Origin of the sequence: Mycobacterium sp. SMC-14 (assembly GCF_046250075.1) — a bacterium.
GTDB lineage: Bacteria > Actinomycetota > Actinomycetes > Mycobacteriales > Mycobacteriaceae > Mycobacterium.
In genome coordinates, this window is record NZ_CP176429.1 from 269,922 (window position 1) to 291,600 (window position 21,679).

The 21,679-nt window shown below is 67.4% G+C and carries 18 protein-coding genes, 1 tRNA gene and 1 pseudogene; 10 read left to right on the forward strand and 10 right to left on the reverse strand.

Translation table 11 applies throughout. From position 1 onward, the window contains the following. Positions 1–69 precede the first annotated feature (69 nt). The 3 genes from ACKY0W_RS01270 to ACKY0W_RS01280 are packed head-to-tail and all read left to right on the forward strand — an operon-like array spanning position 70 to position 3,426. Positions 70–636, forward strand: a complete 567-nt coding sequence (locus tag ACKY0W_RS01270) for a nuclear transport factor 2 family protein (RefSeq protein WP_409436058.1) — start codon at positions 70–72, stop codon at positions 634–636. Beyond that, entirely contained in the window at positions 626–2,287 is a 1,662-nt protein-coding gene (locus tag ACKY0W_RS01275) for an AMP-binding protein (RefSeq protein WP_409436059.1), read from the forward strand. The genes ACKY0W_RS01270 and ACKY0W_RS01275 overlap by 11 nt, the downstream gene beginning before the upstream one ends. Positions 2,288–2,292: 5 nt before the next feature. Beyond that, on the forward strand, positions 2,293–3,426 hold the full coding sequence (locus tag ACKY0W_RS01280) for a Rieske 2Fe-2S domain-containing protein (RefSeq protein ID WP_409436060.1): 1,134 nt from the start codon (positions 2,293–2,295) through the stop codon (positions 3,424–3,426). 7 nt (positions 3,427–3,433) lie between these two features. Here the strand turns inward: ACKY0W_RS01280 and ACKY0W_RS01285 are convergent, their stop codons facing one another. Next, positions 3,434–4,669, reverse strand: a complete 1,236-nt coding sequence (locus tag ACKY0W_RS01285) for a DNA polymerase domain-containing protein (RefSeq protein ID WP_409436061.1) — start codon at positions 4,667–4,669, stop codon at positions 3,434–3,436. A gap of 67 nt (positions 4,670–4,736) precedes the next feature. Here ACKY0W_RS01285 and fadD2 point away from each other — a divergent pair, with 67 nt between their 5' ends. Further along, the gene (gene fadD2 / locus ACKY0W_RS01290; RefSeq protein WP_409436062.1) at positions 4,737–6,407 is read left to right on the forward strand and encodes a long-chain-fatty-acid--CoA ligase FadD2; all 1,671 of its coding nucleotides are present in this window, start codon (positions 4,737–4,739) and stop codon (positions 6,405–6,407) included. Positions 6,408–6,414: 7 nt separating this feature from the next. Here the strand turns inward: fadD2 and ACKY0W_RS01295 are convergent. The 4 genes and pseudogenes from ACKY0W_RS01295 to ACKY0W_RS01310 all read right to left on the reverse strand — a co-directional run bounded on the left by ACKY0W_RS01295 (position 6,415) and on the right by ACKY0W_RS01310 (position 11,418). Beyond that, positions 6,415–7,451: pseudogene (locus ACKY0W_RS01295) on the reverse strand (TQO small subunit DoxD). A 123-nt stretch (positions 7,452–7,574) separates the two neighbouring features. Then, the gene (locus ACKY0W_RS01300) at positions 7,575–9,773 is read right to left on the reverse strand and encodes an acyl-CoA dehydrogenase (RefSeq protein WP_409436063.1); all 2,199 of its coding nucleotides are present in this window, start codon (positions 9,771–9,773) and stop codon (positions 7,575–7,577) included. Positions 9,774–9,829: 56 nt separating this feature from the next. Next, positions 9,830–10,777, reverse strand: coding sequence for a 2-hydroxyacid dehydrogenase (locus ACKY0W_RS01305; RefSeq protein ID WP_409436064.1), 948 nt, complete (start codon positions 10,775–10,777; stop codon positions 9,830–9,832). A 2-nt stretch (positions 10,778–10,779) separates the two neighbouring features. After that, entirely contained in the window at positions 10,780–11,418 is a 639-nt protein-coding gene (locus tag ACKY0W_RS01310) for a TetR/AcrR family transcriptional regulator (protein WP_409436065.1), read from the reverse strand. Between the two features lie 91 nt (positions 11,419–11,509). Between ACKY0W_RS01310 and ACKY0W_RS01315 the strand changes: the two genes are divergently transcribed. After that, a complete protein-coding gene (locus ACKY0W_RS01315) occupies positions 11,510–12,085 on the forward strand; it encodes a VOC family protein (RefSeq protein ID WP_046285853.1) in 576 nt (191 codons plus the stop codon). Between the two features lie 24 nt (positions 12,086–12,109). On the opposite strand, the gene ACKY0W_RS01320 is transcribed toward ACKY0W_RS01315, so the two are convergent. Continuing rightward, positions 12,110–13,024 carry an alpha/beta hydrolase family protein gene (locus tag ACKY0W_RS01320; RefSeq protein WP_409436066.1) on the reverse strand — a complete coding sequence of 305 codons (915 nt, stop codon included), beginning with the start codon at positions 13,022–13,024 and terminating at the stop codon, positions 12,110–12,112. A 136-nt stretch (positions 13,025–13,160) separates the two neighbouring features. On the opposite strand from ACKY0W_RS01320, the gene ACKY0W_RS01325 reads away from it, so the two are divergent. Beyond that, positions 13,161–14,030 (forward strand): helix-turn-helix transcriptional regulator, encoded by an 870-nt coding sequence (locus ACKY0W_RS01325; RefSeq protein WP_409436067.1) that lies wholly within the window; start codon positions 13,161–13,163, stop codon positions 14,028–14,030. Between the two features lie 47 nt (positions 14,031–14,077). Here ACKY0W_RS01325 and ACKY0W_RS01330 read toward each other — a convergent pair whose 3' ends face one another. From ACKY0W_RS01330 to ACKY0W_RS01345, 4 genes are all read right to left on the reverse strand, one after another. Continuing rightward, entirely contained in the window at positions 14,078–15,058 is a 981-nt protein-coding gene (locus tag ACKY0W_RS01330; protein ID WP_409436068.1) for an FUSC family protein, read from the reverse strand. Positions 15,059–15,084: 26 nt separating this feature from the next. Then, positions 15,085–16,881 carry a selenocysteine-specific translation elongation factor gene (gene selB / locus ACKY0W_RS01335; protein ID WP_409437913.1) on the reverse strand — a complete coding sequence of 599 codons (1,797 nt, stop codon included), beginning with the start codon at positions 16,879–16,881 and terminating at the stop codon, positions 15,085–15,087. Positions 16,882–16,883: 2 nt separating this feature from the next. Next, on the reverse strand, positions 16,884–18,191 hold the full coding sequence (gene selA, locus ACKY0W_RS01340) for an L-seryl-tRNA(Sec) selenium transferase (RefSeq protein ID WP_409436069.1): 1,308 nt from the start codon (positions 18,189–18,191) through the stop codon (positions 16,884–16,886). Between the two features lie 23 nt (positions 18,192–18,214). After that, a tRNA-Sec gene (locus ACKY0W_RS01345) sits at positions 18,215–18,309 on the reverse strand. Between the two features lie 106 nt (positions 18,310–18,415). Here ACKY0W_RS01345 and ACKY0W_RS01350 point away from each other — a divergent pair. From ACKY0W_RS01350 to ACKY0W_RS01365, 4 genes are read left to right on the forward strand one after another with little or no spacing between them, the layout of a single operon-like run. Beyond that, positions 18,416–19,321 (forward strand): metal-dependent hydrolase, encoded by a 906-nt coding sequence (locus tag ACKY0W_RS01350; RefSeq protein WP_409436070.1) that lies wholly within the window; start codon positions 18,416–18,418, stop codon positions 19,319–19,321. 38 nt (positions 19,322–19,359) lie between these two features. Continuing rightward, positions 19,360–20,457, forward strand: coding sequence for a PDR/VanB family oxidoreductase (locus ACKY0W_RS01355; RefSeq protein ID WP_409437914.1), 1,098 nt, complete (start codon positions 19,360–19,362; stop codon positions 20,455–20,457). Next, positions 20,454–21,434 carry a selenide, water dikinase SelD gene (gene selD, locus ACKY0W_RS01360; protein ID WP_409436071.1) on the forward strand — a complete coding sequence of 327 codons (981 nt, stop codon included), beginning with the start codon at positions 20,454–20,456 and terminating at the stop codon, positions 21,432–21,434. The genes ACKY0W_RS01355 and selD overlap by 4 nt, the downstream gene beginning before the upstream one ends. 32 nt (positions 21,435–21,466) lie before the next feature. Then, a complete protein-coding gene (locus ACKY0W_RS01365) occupies positions 21,467–21,670 on the forward strand; it encodes a hypothetical protein (protein WP_409436072.1) in 204 nt (67 codons plus the stop codon). Positions 21,671–21,679: the final 9 nt, after the last annotated feature.

A 21,679-nucleotide genomic window follows, 5' to 3' on the forward strand; every position in this document is an offset into this window, starting at 1 on the left:
GATGGCGGATGACCGGCATCGACGATTGCAGTGATGATGATCACCACCTGAAAAGAAGGAGCGAGAATCGTGGCCGTGATCGACCCCAGCCGGACCTGGGCCCCCTTGGAGAAGCGGTTGGCCGAAACCACCAATGAGCGGCACCGGGCCGCGCTCCAAGTGGTGATCGAGCACATGAAGGGCGAGGCTTCGCCCGACCTCGACCAGGTGATGGAGACGCTGAGCGCCGAGCCGGACTACCACTTCTGGATGGGCGGTCAGGATGTCGGTCCCAAGACCACCGAGGGAGTGCACACCTACTACACGAACTTCATGGCGACCCGTACCAACGTGCTGGAGTTCGCCATCGACCGGCTGGTGGTCGACGACGACTGCGTGGTCACCGAAGGGGACATGAAGCAGCTGTACCCGGGCGCCTTGGCGACCGCCATTCTCGGGGTGGAAGTCGAAGATCCCGACGCCGACTACTTGGTGGTGTACCGACAGGTCCTGCTGTGGCCGCTCGATGCCAGCGGCAAGATCGTCGGAGAGGACTCCTACTTCGCCGGCGTGCGCAGCGTGACCCCGGTGGCCCGTGAAGACCTCCCGCAGCAGTACATCGATCTCGTTCACGCACCCGCGGCGAATGCCCACTGATATCGCGGGGATGCTGCTCGACCGCCTCGGCGACCGGCATCTGGGGTTGCGCACCCGGCACCGAGATTGGACCTGGGACGAGGTGGTGCGCGAGTCCGCCGCGCGCGCCGCGTTGGCGGCGGAGTTGCGCCGGGACGGGCCGTTTCACATCGGCGTGCTGCTGGACAACGTCGAAGACTTCGTGTTCTGGCTCGGTGCCGGCGCGTTGGCGGGCGGTGTCATCGTCGGCATCAATCCCACCCGCGGCGATGCCGACATGGCCGCGGAGATCCGCCACGCGGATTGTCAGCTGATCGTCACCGACACCGCCGGAATGGACCGGCTACGCGGCCTGAACCACGGCCTGGAGACGGAACGCTTCCTGGTGATCGACGACCCCGGCTACGCCGCCCTGGTTGGTGAACATCGGGTGGAGCCGGCCGCCGCCGCGGGCGTGGGGCCGGGATCGCTACTGCTGCTGCTGTTCACCTCCGGCACCACCGGTGCCTCCAAGGCGGTCAAATGCAGTCAGGGCCGGCTGGTCCGGATCGCCGACATGGCCACCGCCAAATTCGGCCACGTGCGCTCCGACGTCGACTACTGCTGCATGCCCCTGTTTCACGGCAACGCGATCATGGCGCTGTGGGCGCCCGCGCTGGCCAACGGAGCCACGATCTGTCTGACGCCCAAGTTCTCGGCTTCGCAGTTCCTGCCCGACGTGCGCTACTTCGGCGCGACCTACTTCACCTACGTGGGCAAGGCGCTGGGCTACCTGCTGGCCACCGCCGAACAGCCCGACGATGCCGATAACGCCCTAGTCCGCGGCTTCGGAACCGAGGCGTCGCCGCAGGATCAGGCCGAGTTTCTCCGCCGGTTCGGCGCGGTGCTGCACGAGGGGTACGGCTCCAGTGAGGGTGGCAACGCCGCGATACCCGACCCGGCGGCACCGCCCGGCGCGCTGGGCCGTCCGGCACACGCGGGCATCGCCATCGTCGACCCGCAGACCCGTGCCGAGTGCGCCACCGCGGTCCTCGACGAGCACGGCAGGGTTTCCAACGCCGACGAAGCGGTCGGTGAGATCGTCGACAGGACCGGGGCCCGCGACTTCGAGGGCTACTACAAGAACGACACCGCAGACTCTGAAAAGATCCGCGACGGCTGGTACTGGACCGGTGACCTCGGCTACCGCGACGCGGCCGGCTTCCTGTACTTCGCCGGCCGCCGCGGCGACTGGATCCGGGTCGACGGGGAGAACACCTCCGCGCTGACCATCGAACAGGTACTGCGCCGGCATCCGCTGATCATCAGCGCCGGCGTCTACGCGGTGCCCGACCCGCGCTCCGGTGACCAGGTGATGGGTGCCGTCGAGGTCGCCGATCCCGACAGCTTCGACGCGGCCGCCTTCGCCGGGTATCTGGCCGCCCAACCCGACCTGGGCCGCAAGGGCTTCCCGCGGTTCCTGCGGATCTCGGCCGGCCTGCCGGTCACCGGCTCGAACAAGGTGCTCAAACGCGAACTGCAGGCGCAGCGCTGGCACACCGACGAACCGGTATACCGCTGGGTCGGGCGGGGTACCCCCGAGTACACCCGCATGACCGACGACGACAAGCGTTCGTTGGACGCCGAATTCACGTCCTACGGTCGGCAAAGCTACCTGCGAGGCGAAGGGTAGAGACGATGAGTGATTGCGCGATCCGGGCGCTGGACCACGGCACCCCCAAGAATCGGTATGCCCGGGGATGGCACTGCCTGGGCCTGGCGGAGACCTTCCGCGATGGTAAGCCGCACGGCATCAACGCCTTTGGCATGAAGCTGGTGGTGTTCGCCGACTCCCACGGCGAAGTGCATGTGCTGGACGCTTATTGCCGGCACATGGGCGGCGACCTGTCCCGGGGCACGGTCAAGGGTGACGCCGTGGCGTGTCCCTTCCACGACTGGCGTTGGCAGGGCTCGACCGGCCGGTGCGCCATGGTGCCCTACGCCAAACGGGCGCCGCGGACGGCGCGCACCCGACGCTGGCCGACCTGCGAGGTCAACGGCCAACTGTTGATGTGGCACGACCCGGAGGGCTCGACACCACCCGCGGAACTGACCCCACCTCAGATCGAGGGAATGGACGCCGGTAAGTGGTCGCCGTGGCAATGGGATTCGGTCTTGATCGAGGGCGCCAACTGCCGAGAGATCATCGACAACGTCGTCGACATGGCGCACTTCTTCTACATCCACCACTCATATCCGACCTACTTCAAGAACGTGATCGAAGGTTCTCACGCCAGCCAGTACATGGAGAGCAAGGTCCGGCCGGACTCTCCGGGCGCCGACAAACTGTGGGAGGGCACCTACCTGCGCTCCGAGGCGACCTACTTCGGGCCGGCTTACATGATCAACTGGCTGCACAACGATCTCGCGCCGGATTTCACGGCCGAGATCGCGCTGATCAACTGCCACTACCCGGTCACGCAGGACTCCTTCATGCTGCAGTGGGGTGTCGCCGTTCAGCAGATGCCGAACCTGCCGGCGGAGAAGGCCACCAAACTCGCCGCGGCCATGAGTCGCTCATTCGGAGCGGGATTCCTCGAGGACGTCGAGATCTGGAAGCACAAGGCGCCCGTCGAGAACCCGTTGCTCACCGAAGAAGATGGCCCGGTCTACCAGCTGCGCCGGTGGTACGAGCAGTTCTACGTCGACGCCGCGGCCGTCACCCCGGACATGACCGACCGGTTCGAGGTCGAGGTCGACACCGCCCATGCATTCGGCCACTGGGAGTCCGAAGTCGCCGCGAACTTGGCCGCCGGTATCACCGTGCCCTGACCGCGGATCAGCCTTTCGCGCCCTTGTGGCCCCAAGGGCTGTAGTCGGCGATCAACTCTTCCTGGGGTGGGCGCTGCGCCTCTTCTACGTGCTGCAGGTTGATCCGGACCCGGTACCAGATCGAACTCGGACCCCGCATGCCGTCGAGCAGAACATCTTCGGGCGCCAGCTGTTTCGCCGCTGCGGCGTGCCGATCTCGCCAGACGTCCAGGGCGGCCATCGCCTCGTCGCGAGTCTTAGTGCGGGCGATCTCGATCAAGGGCAGCGGTGACGTACGACGGCCGTCGACGCTTTTGCGCGCACCGCGCGGCGCCTTCTCCGCCGGGCCCTGCTCTTCGGCCAGCTCCAGCAGCGACTCCAACGAGCCGACGGTGTCCGTCATGCCCGCCCACGGGTCGCCGATCTGCGCGAAGCGGTCCGGCACGGTATCCACGGTGAACGACGCAGGGTCGACGTCGGCGACCTCGTCCCAATGCAGCGGCGTCGACACCCGGGCGTCAGCGGTGGCCCGCACCGAGTACGCCGAGGCGACGGTACGGTCCTTGGCGTTCTGATTGAAATCCACGAAGACGCCGTGCCGCTCCTCTTTCCACCACCGGCTGGTGGCCAACTGCGGTGCGCGCCGTTCGATCTCGCGGGCCACCGCCTGTGCCGCCAGCCGCACCTGGCCGAACTGCCATTGCGGTGCGATCCGTGCGTAGATGTGCATGCCCCGTGAGCCGGACGTCTTCGGCCACGCCGTCAGCCCGTGGTCAGCCAGTACTGCACGGGCCAGCAGCGTCACCTCGACGATCTCCGACCAGCCGACTCCCGGCATCGGATCGAGGTCGACCCGCAGCTCGTCGGGATGGTCGAGGTCGCCGGCGAGCACCGGATGCGGATTGAGGTCCACACAGCCCAGATTGATCACCCAGGCCAGGCCGGCCGCGTCATCGACGACGACCTCCTGCGCCGACCGGCCCGACGCGTAGTGCAGCTCCGCGACGGAAACCCAATCGGGGCGGTTGGCCGGTGCCCGCTTCTGGAAGATGGCCTCGGCGTCGATGCCGTCGACGAAGCGTTTGAGGATCATCGGCCGCCCGGCCACCCCGCGCAGCGCACCGTCGGCCACCGACAGGTAGTAGCGAATCAGCTCGATCTTGGTGCGCGGAGTGGAGCCTCGTCCACCGGGGAACACCAACTTATCCGGGTGGGTGACCGCCACCCGGTGTCCCGCAACCTCCAGCGACATCCCGCCGGCCATGACGTCATGTTAATGAGAGGCCGCAATCCGCCGCCCGACGGCGATCTGCGTCACATAAGGTTGTCCCATGGCTAAGCTCACTGACCTGCCCAGCCAGGCTGCAAACAAGCTCGGTCGCTATCTCGAACGCGGTGGCGCCGAGTTGCATTATCTGCGCAAGATCCTGCAGTCCGGCGCGTTGAAGCTGGAGTCCCCGCGGGTGATCGCCAGTGCACTCGCCGACGGAGCGCGCTGGGGCGAGCTGGGGATGATTCCCGCGCTCAATGCCCGTCGTAACCCGAACGGCGTCGCCGTGATCGACGACGACGGCAGCATCACGTTCAAGGAACTGGACGACGCCGTCAACGCGGTGGCCAACGGCCTGCTCGCGATGGGGGTGCGTGGCGGTGACGGGGTGGCGATCCTGGCCCGTAACCACCGCTGGTTCCTGATCGCCAACTACGGCTGCGCCCGGGTCGGCGCCCGGCTGATCCTGCTGAACAGTGAATTCTCCGGTCCGCAGATCAAAGACGTCTCCGAACGCGAAGGCGCCAAGCTGATCATCTACGACGACGAGTACACCGCCGCCGTGACGCAGGCCGAACCGACGCTGGGCAAGTTGCGGGCCCTGGGCGTCAACCCGGACACCGATGAACCGTCGGGTAGCACCGACGAGACACTGGCGCAGCTGATTGCACGCAGCAGCAAGGCGCCGGCGCCCAAGATCACCAAGCACGCCTCGATCATCATCCTGACGTCCGGGACCACCGGTACCCCCAAGGGCGCCAACCGCAGCACCCCGCCCACGCTGGCACCGATCGGCGGCATCCTGTCGCACGTCCCGTTCCGGGCCGGTGAGGTGACGTCCTTGCCGTCGCCGATGTTCCACGCGCTGGGCTATCTGCACGGCACCCTGGCCATGTTCTTCGGCTCGACGCTGGTGCTGCGGCGCCGCTTCAAGCCGGCCACCGTGCTGGAGGATCTGGAAAAGCACAAGGTGACGGGCATGGTCGTCGTCCCGGTCATGTTGTCTCGGATCCTCGACCAGCTGGAGAAGACCAGTCCCAAGCCGGACCTGTCGAACTTGCGGATCGTGTTCGTCTCGGGGTCGCAGCTCGGCGCCGAATTGGCGGCGCGGGCCATGAAGGACCTGGGGCCGGTCATCTACAACATGTACGGCTCCACCGAGGTCGCGTTCGCCACCATCGCGGGCCCCGCCGACCTGCAGCACAACGCCGCGACGGTGGGACCGGTGGTCAAGGGCGTCAAGGTCCGCATCCTCGACGACAACGGCAACGAACTGCCGCAGGGCCAGGTCGGGCGGATCTTCGTCGGCAACTTCTTCCCGTTCGAGGGCTACACCGGTGGCGGCGGCAAGCAGATCATCGATGGGCTGCTGTCCTCGGGCGACGTCGGCTACTTCGACGAGCGCGGGCTGCTCTATGTCAGCGGACGCGACGACGAGATGATCGTCTCCGGCGGCGAGAACGTCTTCCCGGCCGAAGTCGAGGACCTGATCAGCGGGCACCCCGACGTGATCGAGGCGACCGCTTTGGGCGTCGACGACAAGGAGTGGGGTGCACGGCTGCGGGCCTTCGTGGTGAAGAAGGAAGGCTCCACCGTCGACGAGGACACCATCAAGGTCTACGTCAAGGAGCACCTGGCCCGCTACAAGGTGCCACGCGAGGTGGTCTTCCTCGACGAACTGCCGCGTAACCCCACCGGCAAGATCCTCAAGCGCGAGCTCCGCGACCTGTAGGGCACGCTCAGGAGACGGTTTCGATCGCCCCTTTCCAGGTGGCGCCGCTGATGTCGGTGAGCACCAGCGTGTAGGAATGCGCGGCGTTCCAGCGGGTGGACCCGGTGTCGATGGTCAGCTGTGCCTTGGCGCCTAACGGGACGATCAGGCTGTGTGCGCCGGGTTTGACCTTGGCCACGTAGGGTTGGCGATCGCCGCCTCGGGCAGCCGGCTGAGCTGCGCGCCGTCCAGTCGTACGACGGTATCGCCGGTGGTGTCGTCGATGACGCTGACACCGATCAGGAAGGAGCCGTACACATCCGCACCTTCGGTGCGGAAGAGCTGAAATTGCAGGCCGTCGCCGGCGATATGGGCATTGTCGATCTCGACGTTCGGCGCCACTGATTTGTTGTGCAACGGGCCATAGACCCCGCCGTGGAAATGCTGGTTGGTGAACAACGCCAACGCCAGGATGACCAGCGAGCCGGTCAGGACCGCTGGCGCCTTGATGGTGACCTCGCCGGAGGTCAGCCAGCTGAGCCATCGCTGGGTGAGCCGCGGATATTTCGCGGACAGGACGCGGTCCACCGAATAGTGTCCGCCACCGCTCAGAAACAGCATGAATCCGCTGGCCACGCCCAAGATGCCGATCTGCCACTCGTCGAGGCAGGTGGTGCCCAGCCAACCGGCGCTGAGCAAGATGCCGAACGCCAACCCCAGCACGGCCAGGCTCATGACCCTGGTGCACAAGCCGATGATCACGCAGATCCCGACGATGCCTTCCACGATGGTGAACACGGTCATCGCCACCGTGAGCAGACCGGGGTGGGTTAGGAGATGTTCGATGATCGGGCCGATGCCCAGCGCGTTCGGAAGAAAGTGATTGAACTTCTCGCCGACGTAGCCAGGTAGGTCCGGATTCAATTTGTCGTCGAGGCCGACTCGTCTCCAGAAGGCAGAGAAGTATGTCCATCCGATGACGAGCCGGACGGGCAGTGCAAAAAGTGCGGCGGTAGCGAAAGGGCGTTCGGTGATCTTCTTTTCGTCAACAGCGTCAGCGGTCACGTAGGCAGTCCTGAGGCAGTCGTTCCTGGCGATCTTGCCCGCCATGCTAGCAGCGCGGTCGGAGTGTCAGCCGAAACCGGTTGCGCCGTCAAGCTGTTCGCACTCGGCGCCTACGGCGACCCGTTAGGGATCGCGGGGGAGGCCCAGCAGGCGCTCGGCGATGATGTTGAGCTGGACCTCCGAGGTGCCGCCGTAGATGGTGGTGGCGCGGCTCATCAGCAGGTACTCGGCCCACTTGCCCGGAAGCTGCTCACGGTCGCCGATCGCGGCATCACCGGCGAAGGTGCCCACCGCGAACTCGGCATAGCCCTGCCCGGTGCGCATCGAGAGCAGCTTGGACACCGCCGCCGCCGGCATCGGGTCCTTGCCCGCCAGGGTCAACAGGGTCGAGCGCAGGTTGAGCAGCTTGGCTGCATGCCCTTCGGCGATCAGCTGGCCGCCACGGCGCTGTTCTCCTCCATCGAACTGGCCGTCCCGCATGAACTCCACGAAGCCGTCCAGGCTGGCCAGGAACGGCATCTCAGAGCCGCCGATCGACACCCGCTCGGCCGTCAGCGTGTTGCGGCTGACCTCCCAGCCCCGGTTCACCTCGCCGAGCACCAGCTCGTCCGGGATGAACACATCGTCGATGAACACGGTGTTGAACATCGCGCCGCCGGTGAGTTCGCGCAGCGGACTGACCGTCACCCCCTCGGCCTTCATGTCCAACAAGAAGTAGGTGATGCCGTCATGTTTCGGCGCGCTCGAGTCAGTCCTCGCCAGCAGGGCTCCCCACGAGGAGAACTGCGCGGCCGACGTCCAGATCTTCTGGCCGCTGATCCGCCAGCCGCCGTCGACCTTGGTTGCCTTGGTGGTCAGGCTGGCCAGGTCCGAACCGGCGCCGGGTTCGGAAAACAGTTGGCACCAGATCATTTCGCCGCGGAACGTGGGGGGGAGGAAACGCTGCTTCTGCTCGTCGGTGCCAAACGCCACGATCGACGGGATCAGCCACGCGGCGATACCCATCGCCTGGCGACGCACCCGGCCGGTGGAGAATTCCTGCTCGATGATGACCTGCTCGATCGGCTCGGCGGCCCGTCCCCACGGCTTCGGCAGGTAGGGCAACACCCAGCCGCCCTCGGCGATCGCGACCGTGCGCTCGTCGTGCGCCATGGCCTTGAGTGCAGCGACCTCGGACCTGATCTCGGCCCGTAGCTTCTCGGTGTCGGGGTCCAGGTCGATGTCGATCTTGCGCATCCCACCAGCGGTGGCGGTGTCGACCACCTGTTGCGGGTATGCGGAGCGGCTCCCGAAGGAAGCAGCCAGAATCAGTGCCCGCCGGTAGTACACACCCGCGTCGTGCTCCCAGGTGAAGCCGATTCCACCGTGCACCTGGATGCAGTCCTGGGTGCAGTGCTGCGCGGCGCTGGGCGTCAGCGTGGCCGCCACTGCCGTTGCGAACTGCACCGCAGAACCGGCAGCGTCCCAACCGTTTTCATCAGCCTCGTCGATAGCCCGGGCGGCGTCCCACACCGCGGCGGTGGCCCGCTCGGTGTCGGCGATCATCTCCGCGCACTTGTGTTTGATCGCCTGGAACTGGCCGATCGGCCGGCCGAACTGCTCGCGGATCTTGGCGTAGTCCGCCGCGGTGTCGGTGGCCCAGCGGGCCACACCGACCGCCTCCGCGGACAGCAGCGTCGTGATCAGTGCGTGCGCCCGCGCCGAGGAGAGGTCACGCAGGATCGCGGTGTCGTCGACCTCGACGCCGTTGGCGCGCACGTGGGCGATGGGGCGCAGCGGGTCCACGCTTGTCACCGGCTCGATCTCGAGCTGCTCGGCGCGCAGCACCACCCACACCTCGGCGCCGTCGACGGCCACGGGCAGCACCAGCAACGACGCCTGCGCGGCGGCCGCCACGGCGCGAGCCTCGCCACCGATCACCAGCCCCGACCCCTGCGGGGTGCCGGTCAGTCCCGGATTGATTGTGTAGCTGGCGATCACCTCTCCGCCGGCCAGCCCGCTCAGCTCGGCGGCAGCCGGATTGTTCGCGGCGATCAGGGCGCTGGCGATTGTGGACGGCACGAACGGCCCGGGCACCGCGCCGTAGCCGAACTCGGCGAGCACCACCGCCAATTCCAGGATTCCGAAACCCTGGCCGCCGGCATCCTCGGCCAGATGTACACCCGCCAAGCCCTGCTCGGCGGCCGCACGCCAATACGGCGGCGGATTCTGGATCGGGGTGTCCATCGCGGCGTGCAGCATCTCGGCCGGCACTGCGCGGGTCACGAACGACCGCACGGAATCGGCCAGGTCCTGATGTTCGGAAGTGATCGCTATCGGCATTGATGCGCCTTTCGGTGTGTACGTATAGTGAATCTAACAACCAGTCGGTTGGTTGACTACGGTCGGTTGACGACGTGGGCCAGCGGTTGCCCATCGCGCAACCGGCGGCAGTTGTCGACAGCGGCCGCCAGATAGCGCCGCATGGTGTCGGCGGTGTACCAGCTGACGTGTGGAGTGAGCACCACGTTCTCCAGGCCGAGCAGGGGGTTGTCCGCCGTCACCGGCTCGACGGCGAACACGTCGAGGCCGGCCCCGGCCAGCCGCCCACCGCGCAGCGCGTTGGCCAGAGCGGTCTCGTCGACGATCGGACCGCGCGCGGTGTTGACCAGCACCGCCCCAGGTTTCATCCGCGCCAGGGCGGCCCGGTCGATCAGACCCTCGGTGGCCTCGGTCAATGGAACGTGCAGCGAGACGATGTCCGAGGCGGCCAGCAGTTCTGGCAGGGGCCGCCAGCCGGGCGTGCCGTCGTCGCGGGTGCTGGTGTGTAGCACCTGCGCGCCCATGGCGGCCACGATCCCGGCCACCCGCTGGGCGATGCTGCCGAAGCCGACCAGGCCGACGGTGCAGCCGCCGATATCGCGGCAGTGCTCGCCCAGATCGGGATCGGTCGGCCACCCGCGGAGCTCCCGGGTGGCGCGATCCAGCGGCAGCAGTCGGCGCAACACGGCGAGCATCAGCAGCACGGTGCCCTCGGCGACGGACGCGGCATTGGCGCCGGGCATATTGGCCACCGCGATGCCGCGCTGGGTTGCGACGTCGACGTCGATGGTGTTGATGCCGACACCGAACTTGTGCACCAGCCGCAGTGCAGGCCCACTCCGCAGGTCATCGCCTGAGAGCGGCCGCAGCACGTGCCAGAGCACCTCAGCGTCGGCCAATTCACGGCGGAACGTGACGTCGTCGTCGGCGGCGCACCACCGGATATCCAGCCAATCGGATTCGGGTGCAACGAATTCCTCGACCTTCGGGCCAGGAATGAAGTGCGCCAGGACTCTCAACGCCATGCTCAGGAATTCTCCTCGGTGTAGATCGCCCGATAGAACACGTTGGCCAGCGTGCGAATACACGCGTCATCGTCGGGGCCGTCGTCGCGGGGCGTGGCGAGCTGGACATAACAGAACTGGTTGAGCATCGACACGATCGCCACCGCGAGCAATTCCGGGTCGTCATCGGTGCAGTAGCCCTCGGCTTGGGCGCGCTTGACCGTTTCAGTGATGTGGCCGACGGGAACGGCGCAGATCTCCGCCCAGTACCGGGCGAAGTCGTCGTTGACCATCGCCAGCTGGGAGACTCCGATCATCTCGGCCAGCCGGTTGCGGTAGGTGTGCCAATGCGCGGCGGTGGCCTGCTCGATCCGTTCGCGGTTGGTCAGCCCGTGCCGCACCGTGCTGGATGCGCGCTGACCGGCCTCGTCGCGGAATCGCAGCGCCCACTCGGCGACCATCGCCTCTTTGGAGTCGTAGTAGTTGTAGAACGACGCCGCCGATCGGCCGGCTTCGGCCGCGATGTCGGCGATGGTGGCAGCCAGAACTCCCTTGCGGGCGATCACCGCGCGCGCCGCCGAGTCGATCGCGGCTTGGGTGCGTCGACCCCGGTGCGTGGGCAACGGGTCGCGGTGGCCGGACTGCTCGGGGCTGGTCGACACCGGAACACACTCCCTGTCTTGGCGGGGCTGGATCAAATCTGAATCTGATGTTAGATTCAGTTTCAGATCTTGACCAGAGGAGTGTCCGCACATGATCAAGCCGCACGGTGTCAACACCGAATTCGAAATCAGCGGGATCAACCACGTAGCGATGGTGTGCTCCGACATGGAACGCACCGTCGACTTCTACAGCAACACCTTGGGCATGCCCCTGATCAAGTCGCTCGACCTGCCCGCGGGTATCGGTCAGCACTTCTTCTTCGATGCCGGTAACGGGGACTGTGTGGCCTTCTTCTGGTTCCGCGACGCGCCGGACCGGGTTCCCGGGATCTCCTCGCCGGCCGCCATACCCGGAATCGGCGAGATCACCAGTGCGGTGAGCACGCTCAACCACCTGGCCTTCCATGTGCCGGCGGACAAGTTCGACGCCTACCGTCAGCGGCTGAAAGAGAAGGGTGTCCGGGTCGGTCCGGTCCTCAACCACGACGAGTCCGAGTGGCAGGCGAGCCCGACGTTGCACCCGGGTGTGTATGTCCGCTCGTTCTACTTCCAGGACCCCGACGGAATCACGCTGGAATTCGCCTGCTGGACGAAGGAATTCACCGGCGACGAGGAGCACGTCACCCCCAAGACCGCTGCCGACCGACGGGTTCCGGCCAGCACGTAGTCACGACACTTGGGCGCGGTCACGCTACCCGGCGTGATTGTCGAACCAGTCGATGGCAACTTCGGGATGCTCGCCGAAGTAGTTGTAGCCGTCGAAGCGCCGGGTGGTGCCTTCGATCCAATGCAATTTCTTCTCCGTCGTGGGGATCGCGTCGTAGATCGCCTGCACGTCATCGGGGCGCGTCATGGTGTCGTGATGCACCTGGGCGACCAGGGTGGGGATCTGGATCGACTTGGCGTATTCGATCGGTGACTGCTCGGCGAGATGGAAGCCGGTACGGGCGAACACCTCTTGGTCGAAGCGTGCATAGCCGTCGGGAATGCCGCTGTCCCGCACGAAATTCTCGACGATCGGGTCAGCCGACACCGGTTGGAGCAGGATCAGGGACTTGATGTGGCTGAACTCCTCGGGATGCTTGGCCATCGCGACGCAGGTCGAGTCACCGCCCAGGCAGACGCTGAGCAGGAAAGTCTCCATCGAAGCGGTGTCCGGCCGGGACTTGGCGTAGCGCACCGAACCGATCACGTCCTGGTACTCCACCAGGCCGATTCCGGTACCGCGCTCGCGTGATCCGCTCATCCCGTGGTTGCTCATGTCGTAGCACAAGATGTTGTACCCGGCGTCGTGCAACGCTTTGTACTCCGGCAAGAAATTCACCTCTAACCCGCCCAGGCCGCTGAACTGCGGGAGGTGTCCCGGGTAGCCAGAACGGTTTCCCGGCAGGAAGTGGTTGTGGATGATCAACCGGTTCGAGTCGGCGGGGATGAACCAGCCTTCCAGGCGAACACCGTCCGCCGAGGGGAATGACACGTCCTCGTACTTCAGGTCGAGCTCGCCCGGGTGATGCAGGATGGGTGCGCGCAGCCCGCCTGTCCTACCGCTCGTCCACATGTCGACAAAACCGTCGAACGCCGCCTGGGCCTCATCTTGACTGGGCATCTTCGCTGACCTCCTCGCGTGGAAAACGATTACTGAGCTCGACGCTACGAGCCTGCGCACCGACCCGACAGGTGCTGGTTATAGGGGTACTGCCAGTTCCTGCCTGACACCCGAGCCGATTGCCTACCGTTGCGGTATGGACATCGGCCAGGACATCAAGGGCTTCCTGATGACCCGGCGCGCACGGATAACCCCCGAACAGGTCGGGTTGCCGCCCGGGCGACGGCGTCGGGTCCCCGGGTTGCGGCGCGAGGAGGTGGCCCAGCTCGCCGGGGTCAGCATCGAGTACTACACCCAGATCGAACGGGGACACGTGGCCGGAGTCTCCGATGAGGTCCTGGACGCCGTCGCCCGAGCCCTGCAGCTATCCGATGCGGAGACGGCGCACCTGTTCGACCTGTCCCGGGCCGGAGCGGTCAAGCCCGGGCGGCGGCGGACGACGCGCCGGGCCGGCGTGGTCTTGCCCGACGGGGTACAGCAACTGCTGGACAGCATGGTCGGCGCCCCGGCAGTGGTGCTCAACGGGCATCTCGACGTGGTCGCCGCCAACGTACTCGGGCGCGCCCTGTATGCCCCGGCGTTCGGTCGTACCGGGACGACGCCGAACCTCGCTCGGTCCGTCTTTCTTGATCCGTCGGCCGACGCGACCTTCCCGGACTGGGCGGCCGCCGCCGACGACGTGGTGGCCCTGTTGCGGGCCGAAGCCGCCCGCGCACCGGACTCGCCGGCGGTAGTCGCGTTGATCGGGGAGCTGGCCACTCGCAGCGAACCGTTCCGCACCCGCTGGGCGGCCCACAATGTCAAGGCACACCACCACGGCGCCAAACGATTCCGGCACCCCGCGGTCGGGGAATTGACGTTGACCTACAACGCCTTCGAGTTGCCCGGCGCCGCCGGACTGTCGCTGATCGGCTACACCGCCGTACCGCAATCGCCGGCCGAGCAGGCGCTGAAACTATTGGCCAGCTGGGTCGCCACCGAACAACAGGGGATCGTGGTCGAATAGACCACGCGGATCGCGTTGAGTGTTGAAACGTATTGGCCCCCAGGGCGTCACTGCGGCGCGAGGCTGATCACCCGGTCGAGCTCGTCGATGCAGCTGTCGATGGGGGCAGACAACGCGGCGTTGCCGGACTGTGCCACCACCATGTGACTGCGGGCGGATGTCGCGTTCGCCGCTGCGGCAACCGGCTCGTCACGGGCGAGGGCGGAGGCCGCCGCGGCGAGCTCGCCGACGGCTTCCCGGACCGGTTCGACGAGCGGTTCGGCGGTCCCGGTGATGGTGCGCGCCAGTTGCACCACGGAAGTGGCCAGCAGGGACAGTTGTGCGGCCTGGCGATCGGCGGCTCGCGTCGCGTCGCGCAGCGACCAGCGAAACGGGCATACCCGCGCCAACTGTTCGGCGGTACCGCGAGCTTCGGTCAGGCGAGCCAGACGGTGGTGCAGCTCGGCCGCGGCTGACAGCATCCAATCGGAATCGCCGGTGTGGCTGTGTGTCTGGGTGAGGATCTCGTGCACCGCCGTCAATACTTCGATCCGGGCATCCCGCAGGACAACTACCGGATTCCGGGGGAAAACCAGGATGCTGAAGGTTGCCGCGATCCCGCCGCCGACCAGCGCGTCGAACAGCCTCTCCGTTCCGATACCGCTGTGCGGCAGGGACAACACCAGGATGGCTGAGATGACCGTCTGGTTGACGAACATCGGACGGTGCTGCAGGAAACCTCGGCCGATGAGCAACGCCGCAGACAGCGAGACCAAGACGACCACGGACATCGCGATCGGCCCGGTGCCCAGGACCATGTTCACCAAGCTGCCTAATCCGATACCCAGCCCCACCCCCACCACCATCTCGGCCGCAAGCTCTGCGCGCACCACGTTGGTCGCCCACATGCACACCGCGGCAGCGATCGGCGCGAAGAACGGGGCAGGGTGGCCGAGCACGTCGCGCGCCAGGTACCACGCCACGCCCGCGGCCAGCGCGGTCTGCAGGATCGCCCATGCGGTGGCTCGCAGTCGCGACGTACCGATCATGTTGCCAGCAAACAGCATGTGCCGTGTCAGCGCACAACTTCCCGGTAGACCGCATCGATTCGGCGAGTCCAGCCGCGGGCATCGAGATACTCCAGCAAGGGGATCGCCACCCGCCGGGTGGTGTTCAACGCCTGCTTGGCCTGAGTGGCCGTGAAAGGCTGCGCCAACGAAGCCAATTCACGCATGGCCAACGCGGGAGCAGTCGGGAGCAGCACCAGATTCTCGGTGAGCCGCAACAGTCGCCCGACCCGTTCTGCCGCCGCCAGCTCCCGGATGCCCAGGTGCAGCGCGGACAGATCTTCGGCCTCCGGGGCGTGAAACGGAGCCGCCGCCAGCCGGGATTCCAGCTCTGCGATCGCGTCTTCGGCAGGGCCGAGATCGCCACGGCCGCCAGGCAGTCGAATCAGCCCATTGTGTTGTTCCAACCCCGCGGCGTCTACCAGCTCATCGAGCAGCGCCGCTTCGGGTAGCGCAAGCAGATCCGCCGCCGCGCCCCGGGACAGACCGGCGGACAGCGGATCGCGCTCTCGTAGTTCACGCGCCGCAGTCTGCAGCCGGTCCCGCCAAGCCTCGTACGTCGCAGGGTGCACCCACCAGCCGCCCATCACCGTGATCTCCGGCGGCGCCGGGGAGACCTCGTATCCGAGCAACTGCAACTGGCGCTGCGACACTGCGCCGCGGCGGGCCACCTCGGTAAGTACCCGGAGTGCCTGATCGGCCGGATCGGAGCCGGCGAGCTCCTCGGCGCGTCGGGCCGCATCACCGCGTCGCCGCAGGGCCGGTGGATCGGCGTCGAGCACCACCACCCCGCCCAGCACGCGGCGGGCACCCGGGTCGCGCAGTACCAGGCGATCGGAAAACATCAGCGGCAGAGGATGTTCCAAAGTGATTCGGGCGTGGTCGGTGCCGAGAACCCGAAGCCGGGCGGACACCGCGGCCGTGCCCACGTGCACCACGATTCGCTCGGGTGCCTCGGTCAGGGGACAACCGGTGCTGCGCCGGACGTCGGCCACCGTTGTGGTCAGCCACTCGTCGGGGCTGGCCAGGGTGTCCCCGCGGCGCACCTCGCCGGCCGCCACCCCACGCAGATTGACTGCCACTCGCGCCGTGGGATGCAGTTCCGAATGTGCCTCGCCGCAGCTTTGCAGTCCTCGGACGGCCACCGCACGCCAGTGGCCGCGATTCAGCAGCTGCAGGTGATCGCCGCTCGCCAGTGTGCCCGCGGTCAGGGTGCCGGTCACCACCGTCCCGGCCCCGGTGATGGCGAACGACCGGTCGACCCACAACCGGACGCGCCCCGTGCTCGACGGTGGCGGAAGCTCGGCCAACAGGTCGTCGAGCACAGCACGCAGCGTGTCCAGGCCGGTGCCGTCCAGTGCCGAGACGGCGACGATCGGGGCGTGGTGCAGACCCGTCTGGGTCAGTTCGGTGCGGACCTGTTCGGACACCTCGGCGACACGTTGATCGCCGGCCCGGTCGATACGGGTGAGCACCACCAGTCCCCGGGTAATGCCCAGTGCCGCAATGGCGTCGCGGTGATCATCGGACTGCGCCCGCCAGCCCTCGTCGGCGGCGACCACGAAGCACACCACCGAAGCCGGTCCCAGGCCGGCGAGCGTGTTGGGCAGAAACCGTTCGTGGCCCGGGACATCGACGAAGGCCACTCGCCGTCCCGACGGCAGCGCGGTCCAGGCGAAACCCAGGTCGATGGTGAGTCCGCGCCGTCGCTCCTGCGCCCAACGGTCGGGTTCCATGCCGGTGAGCGCCCGCACCAGGGTGGATTTTCCGTGGTCGACGTGGCCGGCGGTGGCGACGACAAACACGCTCACCCGATCCGGTCGAGCGCGGCCCGCACCGCCACCAGCAGCCGTCCGTCGTCGGCTTCCGGCACACAGCGCAGATCGATCAGGCAGGCGCCGTCGTGCACGCGGGGCAGCACCGCGGGATCGCCGGTGCGCAGCGGCGCGGCCGCCGACTCGGGTAGTCGGACCGCCCAGCCCGGCAGCGGGACTCCCGGAGCGCCGCCGCCACCGACGCGGCCGTCGTGGGCCACGACGGTGGCACCGACCGCGGCAGCCAACCGCTCGGCGCGGGAACGCAACTGGTCAGGATCGGCGTGCAGCGCCCGAGTCACCGGTGCGGTGGCGCCGGAGACGGTCGCCTCCAGCGCGGCGAGGGTGAGTTTGTCGGCGCGGACCGCGCGGGCCAACGGGTGTCGAGCAAGCCTGGAGATGACCCCGGCGCGGCCCAACACGATTCCGGCCTGCGGCCCGCCGAGCAGCTTGTCACCGCTGGCGGTCACGACGTCGGCGCCGTCGGCAAGCGTGGTGGCCGCATCGGGCTCGTCGGGCAGCAGCGGATCGGGGGCCAACAGCCCGCTGCCCAGATCGGCTACCAAGGCAACGTCGTGTTCGGTTGCCAGTGGCCGCAATTGCGCCAATCCCACCGACGCAGTGAAACCGTGGACGGCGAAATTGCTGGGGTGCACCTTGAGGATGCACCCGGTCTGCGGGCCGATGGCGTCGGCGTAGTCGCGCAGGTGGGTGCGGTTGGTGGTGCCGACCTCGTGCAGCCTCGCCCCGGTAGAGGCGATCAGGTCCGGTAGGCGGAATCCGGCCCCGATCTCGATCAGTTCGCCCCGGCTGACCACGACCTCGCGGCCGGCGGCCAACGCGGTGGTGGCCAGCACCAGGGCCGCGGCACCGTTGTTGACCACCAGCGCGTCCTCGGCGCCCGGGCAGGCAGTCAGCAGTGCGACCCGGGCCGCGACCCCACGTTTGGAGCGCGCGCCGGTGGCCAGGTCCAGCTCGACGTCGACGTAGCCGCTGGCTGCCACCAGCGCTTCGACCGCGGCGGCTGACAGCGGCGCTCGACCCAGATTGGTGTGCACCACCACGCCGGTGGCGTTGAGGACCGGCCGTAGCGCCGTCCCCGTCTGCCCTGAAAGGCCCTCCAGGACCGCGCTTTCAACCTGGTCCGGTGCCAGATCGCCGCGTCGCGCTCGATCCTGGGCGTCGCGCACCAGGCCACGGACCACGTGCTCACCGAGCCGTGCTCGCGCCGCACGAACCGGAGGCAGCATCAACAGTGCATCGGTGCGTGGAATGGTGCGGCGCGGATCGGCGTCGGTCACGGCTCCTCCTGGCGATACGCGGCTGGCGGAGGCGGACGGGAATCGAACCCGCCAGGCCGAGCTACTCGGCCTCACCGGTTTTGAAGACCGGGGAGCCCACCAGGACTCAGACGCCTCCGCTGATCAACCTAAACCTTCAGCCGATCTTGGCGTGACAATGACCGCTCACCGCAGAAAAACGCACCGAAATCGTGGGTAGCATGACCCCGAAGGAGGCCGTGACTATGACGAGCCAAACCAAGCCGTCGGTGGGCGGGCACACCCATGAGCCGGCCGGCGTGGAGATCCACGCCCGCAACGTCGAGTTCGACTGGTCCCAGACCCCGCTGCACTGGATCAAAGGCGAGCCGGTGGCCTCCGACGTGGTGAGCATCCTGCACCTGATCCTGCCCGAGGGCGAGCGCTGGTTCTGCGAGGTGTTCAACGAGGCGCTGCCGTATGTCAAAGACGAGGATCTGGCGCGGGCCATGCGCGGCTTCATCGGCCAGGAGGCGATGCATGCCGAGTCGCACGACAAGGCGGTGACCGAGTTCCTGGAAGCACGCGGCGTCGACACCGGGCCCATACTGCGGCAGTTCGAGTACTTGTTCCGCAAGCTGCTGGCGCCGCGCAGCCAGCGGTTCGCCCGCACCCGATACAACGACATGGTGCAGCGGCTGTGGCTGATCGCGGCGATCGAGCACTACACCGCGATCCTGGGCGACTTCGTGCTGAACTGCTCGTGGGACGACTACGACGTCGATCCGACAATGGCCGACATCTGCCGCTGGCACGGTGCCGAGGAGATCGAACACCGCTGTGTGGCACACGATGTGGCGAACTACTTTCACCCCGGCTACCTGAACCGGTGCCGAGCGATGGTGGTTGGCCTGACCTATCTGGTGTTGATGATTCACCGGGCGATCGGATTCATGTGCCGCTCCGACGCCACCATCAGCCATTCCTATTTCTGGTTGTGGCGTCAGTACCTGCGCGGGTCGCGGCGCAACATCCTGCCCCAGCTGCGGCAGGTGCTCAAATACACCGTCGTCTACTTCAAGCCGTCGTTCGACCCCGCCTCCATCGGCTCCACCGCGCAGGCCGTGGCCTACCTGGCGACGTCGCCGGCAGCACGGAGGGCGCGGCGTTGACGTCAGGGCACGACGCCGCGGGATCACGGTTCCGGCCGCTGGGCGAGATTCCGGCCGACGTTCCGCCGCAGCTGTACGGGCGGTGGCGCCACGACCCCCTGCTGCGGGCCTCGAATCTGCTGGCCAAGATCGCGTTCCCGGCGTTCAGCGTGTTGATGCGGCGCTGGAAACTGGCCGAGCCGGATCGCACCCGCGAGTTGCGGGTGGCCCGACGCGAGATCGTCGCGCACGACAAAGATGTGGTGGCGTTGACCCTGGTCGCCGTCGACGGCAAGCCGCTGGCCCGCTGGACACCCGGCGCGCACCTGGACCTGCTGCTGCCCTCGGGCAAGATGCGGGAGTACTCGCTGTGCGGGGACCCCGCCGATTCCGAAAGCTACCGCATTGCGGTGCGCCGCATCCCCGACGGCGGCGGTGGGTCGATCGAGGTGCACGACACGTTGCAGCCGGGCACCACGGTCACGATCAAGGGACCCCGCAACGGCATGCCGATGGCCGTTCCCGGTTTCGGATCGCCGGCGCAGCGTCTCCGGTTCGTCGCCGGCGGTATCGGGATCACCCCGGTCCTGCCGATGATGCGCGCCGCCGAGCGCCTGGGTCTGGACTGGTCGATGATCTACACCGGTCGCTCGGCCGACACCATCCCGTTCATTGCCGAGGTGGAGCAGTTCGGCGACAAGGTGGCCGTCCGCACCGATGACACGCATGGGCTACCGACGGCCGCCGATCTGATCGGCGATGCTCCGGTGCCGACGGCGCTCTACGCGTGTGGCCCGCCGGCGATGCTCGAGGTGCTCCGCCAAGGTCTGATCGGCCGCACGGATGTGGAGCTGCACTACGAACGGTTCTCTGCCCCACCGGTTCTGGACGGCAAGCCGTTCTCCGTCACCCTCGTCAAAAGCGGCACCGTCGTCCCTGTCGACGCCGAGCAGACCGCGTTGGCAGCGATCCTGCAGGTCAACCCCGCCACCCCCTACTCGTGCAAGCAGGGGTTCTGCGGCACCTGCCGGGTGCGGGTTCTCGACGGCGAGGTCGACCATCGAGATCAGACCCTGACCGATACCGAACGCGCCGACGGCGACATGCTGATCTGCATCTCCCGCGCGGCCGGCGACCACCTCATCATTGACGCATGACCGACGTGCGATTGACCGGCTACGCCCACGGCGGCGGCTGCGCGTGCAAGATTCCCCCCGGCGAGCTGGAGGAGGCGGTGCGCGGCCTGACCGGGCAGTCCGGGAAGAACGTTCTGGTGGGCCTCGACGACGGCGACGACGCTGCGGCCGTGCTGGTGCGCGACGACCTCGCGGTGCTGTCCACCGCGGACTTTTTCACCCCCGTCGTCGATGACGCCTACGACTGGGGCCGGATCGCCGCCGCCAACGCGCTCTCGGACATCTATGCGATGGGCGGGCGCCCGGTGGTCGCGATCAACCTGGTCGGCTGGCCGCGGGAAACGCTGCCCCTGGAGTTGATGACCGAGGTGTTGCGCGGCGGGCTGGCGGTGGCCGAGCAAGCGGGCTGCCCGGTGATCGGCGGCCATTCCATCGACGATCCCGAACCCAAATACGGCATGGCGGTCACCGGGGTAGCCGACCCGACCAAGCTGCTGCGCAACGATGCCGCGCGGCCCGGCCTGCCGCTGACCTTGACCAAGCCGCTGGGAGTGGGGCTGCTCAACAACCGGCACAAACGCACCGGCGAGGTGTTCGACGAGGCGATCGCGACCATGATCGGGCTCAACCGCGACGCCGCCGAATCCGCAGTGTCGCTGGGGGTGCGGGCGGCCACCGATGTCACCGGTTTCGGGCTGCTCGGCCATCTGTACAAGATGTGCCGCGCGTCGGGGGTGGGTGCGGTGCTCGACCGATCCGCGGTGCCACTGATCGCCGGCGCACACGAAGCACTGCGCGATGGCTACGTCTCCGGTGGGACGCGCCGCAACCTGGACTGGGTGCGTCCGCACCTGCGCCCCGATCCCAATGTCACCGAGGACGACCTGCTGCTGCTGGCCGACGCCCAGACCTCCGGGGGCCTGCTGCTCGTCGGCGAGCTGCCCGGCCACCCCGTGATCGGACATACCGTGGCGGGCAGCGGAATTGAGGTGTTGTGAGGGGGAACTCTGATAGGGGCTGGACCAGTCCCATGAGCTTGGTCGACGGGCACTGGCAGTTCAGTGTCACCAAGCCGGACGGGGGGATCTGCGCGGACGGTAACTATGCGCCGGCGATCATTCGGGTGTCGATCGACCCGGTAACGCTCGGCGGCGTGGTCACGACCAGCTCCGATGGCGAATGTCCGGGAAGTGCGCTGTCCTCCAGGCCCTTTCAGCTACACCAGCTCGGTTGAGACATTCCG

Excerpts from the sequence above, each read along its gene's own strand:
- ACKY0W_RS01325 (WP_409436067.1), top strand. The coding sequence starts at position 13,161 with ATGGACATCGGCCAGGACATCAAGGGCTTCCTGATGACCCGGCGCGCA.
- ACKY0W_RS01320 (WP_409436066.1), bottom strand. The coding sequence starts at position 13,024 with ATGCCCAGTCAAGATGAGGCCCAGGCGGCGTTCGACGGTTTTGTCGAC.
- ACKY0W_RS01350 (WP_409436070.1), top strand. The coding sequence starts at position 18,416 with ATGACGAGCCAAACCAAGCCGTCGGTGGGCGGGCACACCCATGAGCCG.
- ACKY0W_RS01275 (WP_409436059.1), top strand. The coding sequence starts at position 626 with ATGCCCACTGATATCGCGGGGATGCTGCTCGACCGCCTCGGCGACCGG.
- ACKY0W_RS01330 (WP_409436068.1), bottom strand. The coding sequence starts at position 15,058 with ATGATCGGTACGTCGCGACTGCGAGCCACCGCATGGGCGATCCTGCAG.
- ACKY0W_RS01315 (WP_046285853.1), top strand. The coding sequence starts at position 11,510 with ATGATCAAGCCGCACGGTGTCAACACCGAATTCGAAATCAGCGGGATC.
- ACKY0W_RS01285 (WP_409436061.1), bottom strand. The coding sequence starts at position 4,669 with ATGGCCGGCGGGATGTCGCTGGAGGTTGCGGGACACCGGGTGGCGGTC.
- ACKY0W_RS01280 (WP_409436060.1), top strand. The coding sequence starts at position 2,293 with ATGAGTGATTGCGCGATCCGGGCGCTGGACCACGGCACCCCCAAGAAT.
- fadD2 (WP_409436062.1), top strand. The coding sequence starts at position 4,737 with ATGGCTAAGCTCACTGACCTGCCCAGCCAGGCTGCAAACAAGCTCGGT.
- selD (WP_409436071.1), top strand. The coding sequence starts at position 20,454 with ATGACCGACGTGCGATTGACCGGCTACGCCCACGGCGGCGGCTGCGCG.
- ACKY0W_RS01365 (WP_409436072.1), top strand. The coding sequence starts at position 21,467 with ATGAGCTTGGTCGACGGGCACTGGCAGTTCAGTGTCACCAAGCCGGAC.
- ACKY0W_RS01300 (WP_409436063.1), bottom strand. The coding sequence starts at position 9,773 with ATGCCGATAGCGATCACTTCCGAACATCAGGACCTGGCCGATTCCGTG.
- ACKY0W_RS01305 (WP_409436064.1), bottom strand. The coding sequence starts at position 10,777 with ATGGCGTTGAGAGTCCTGGCGCACTTCATTCCTGGCCCGAAGGTCGAG.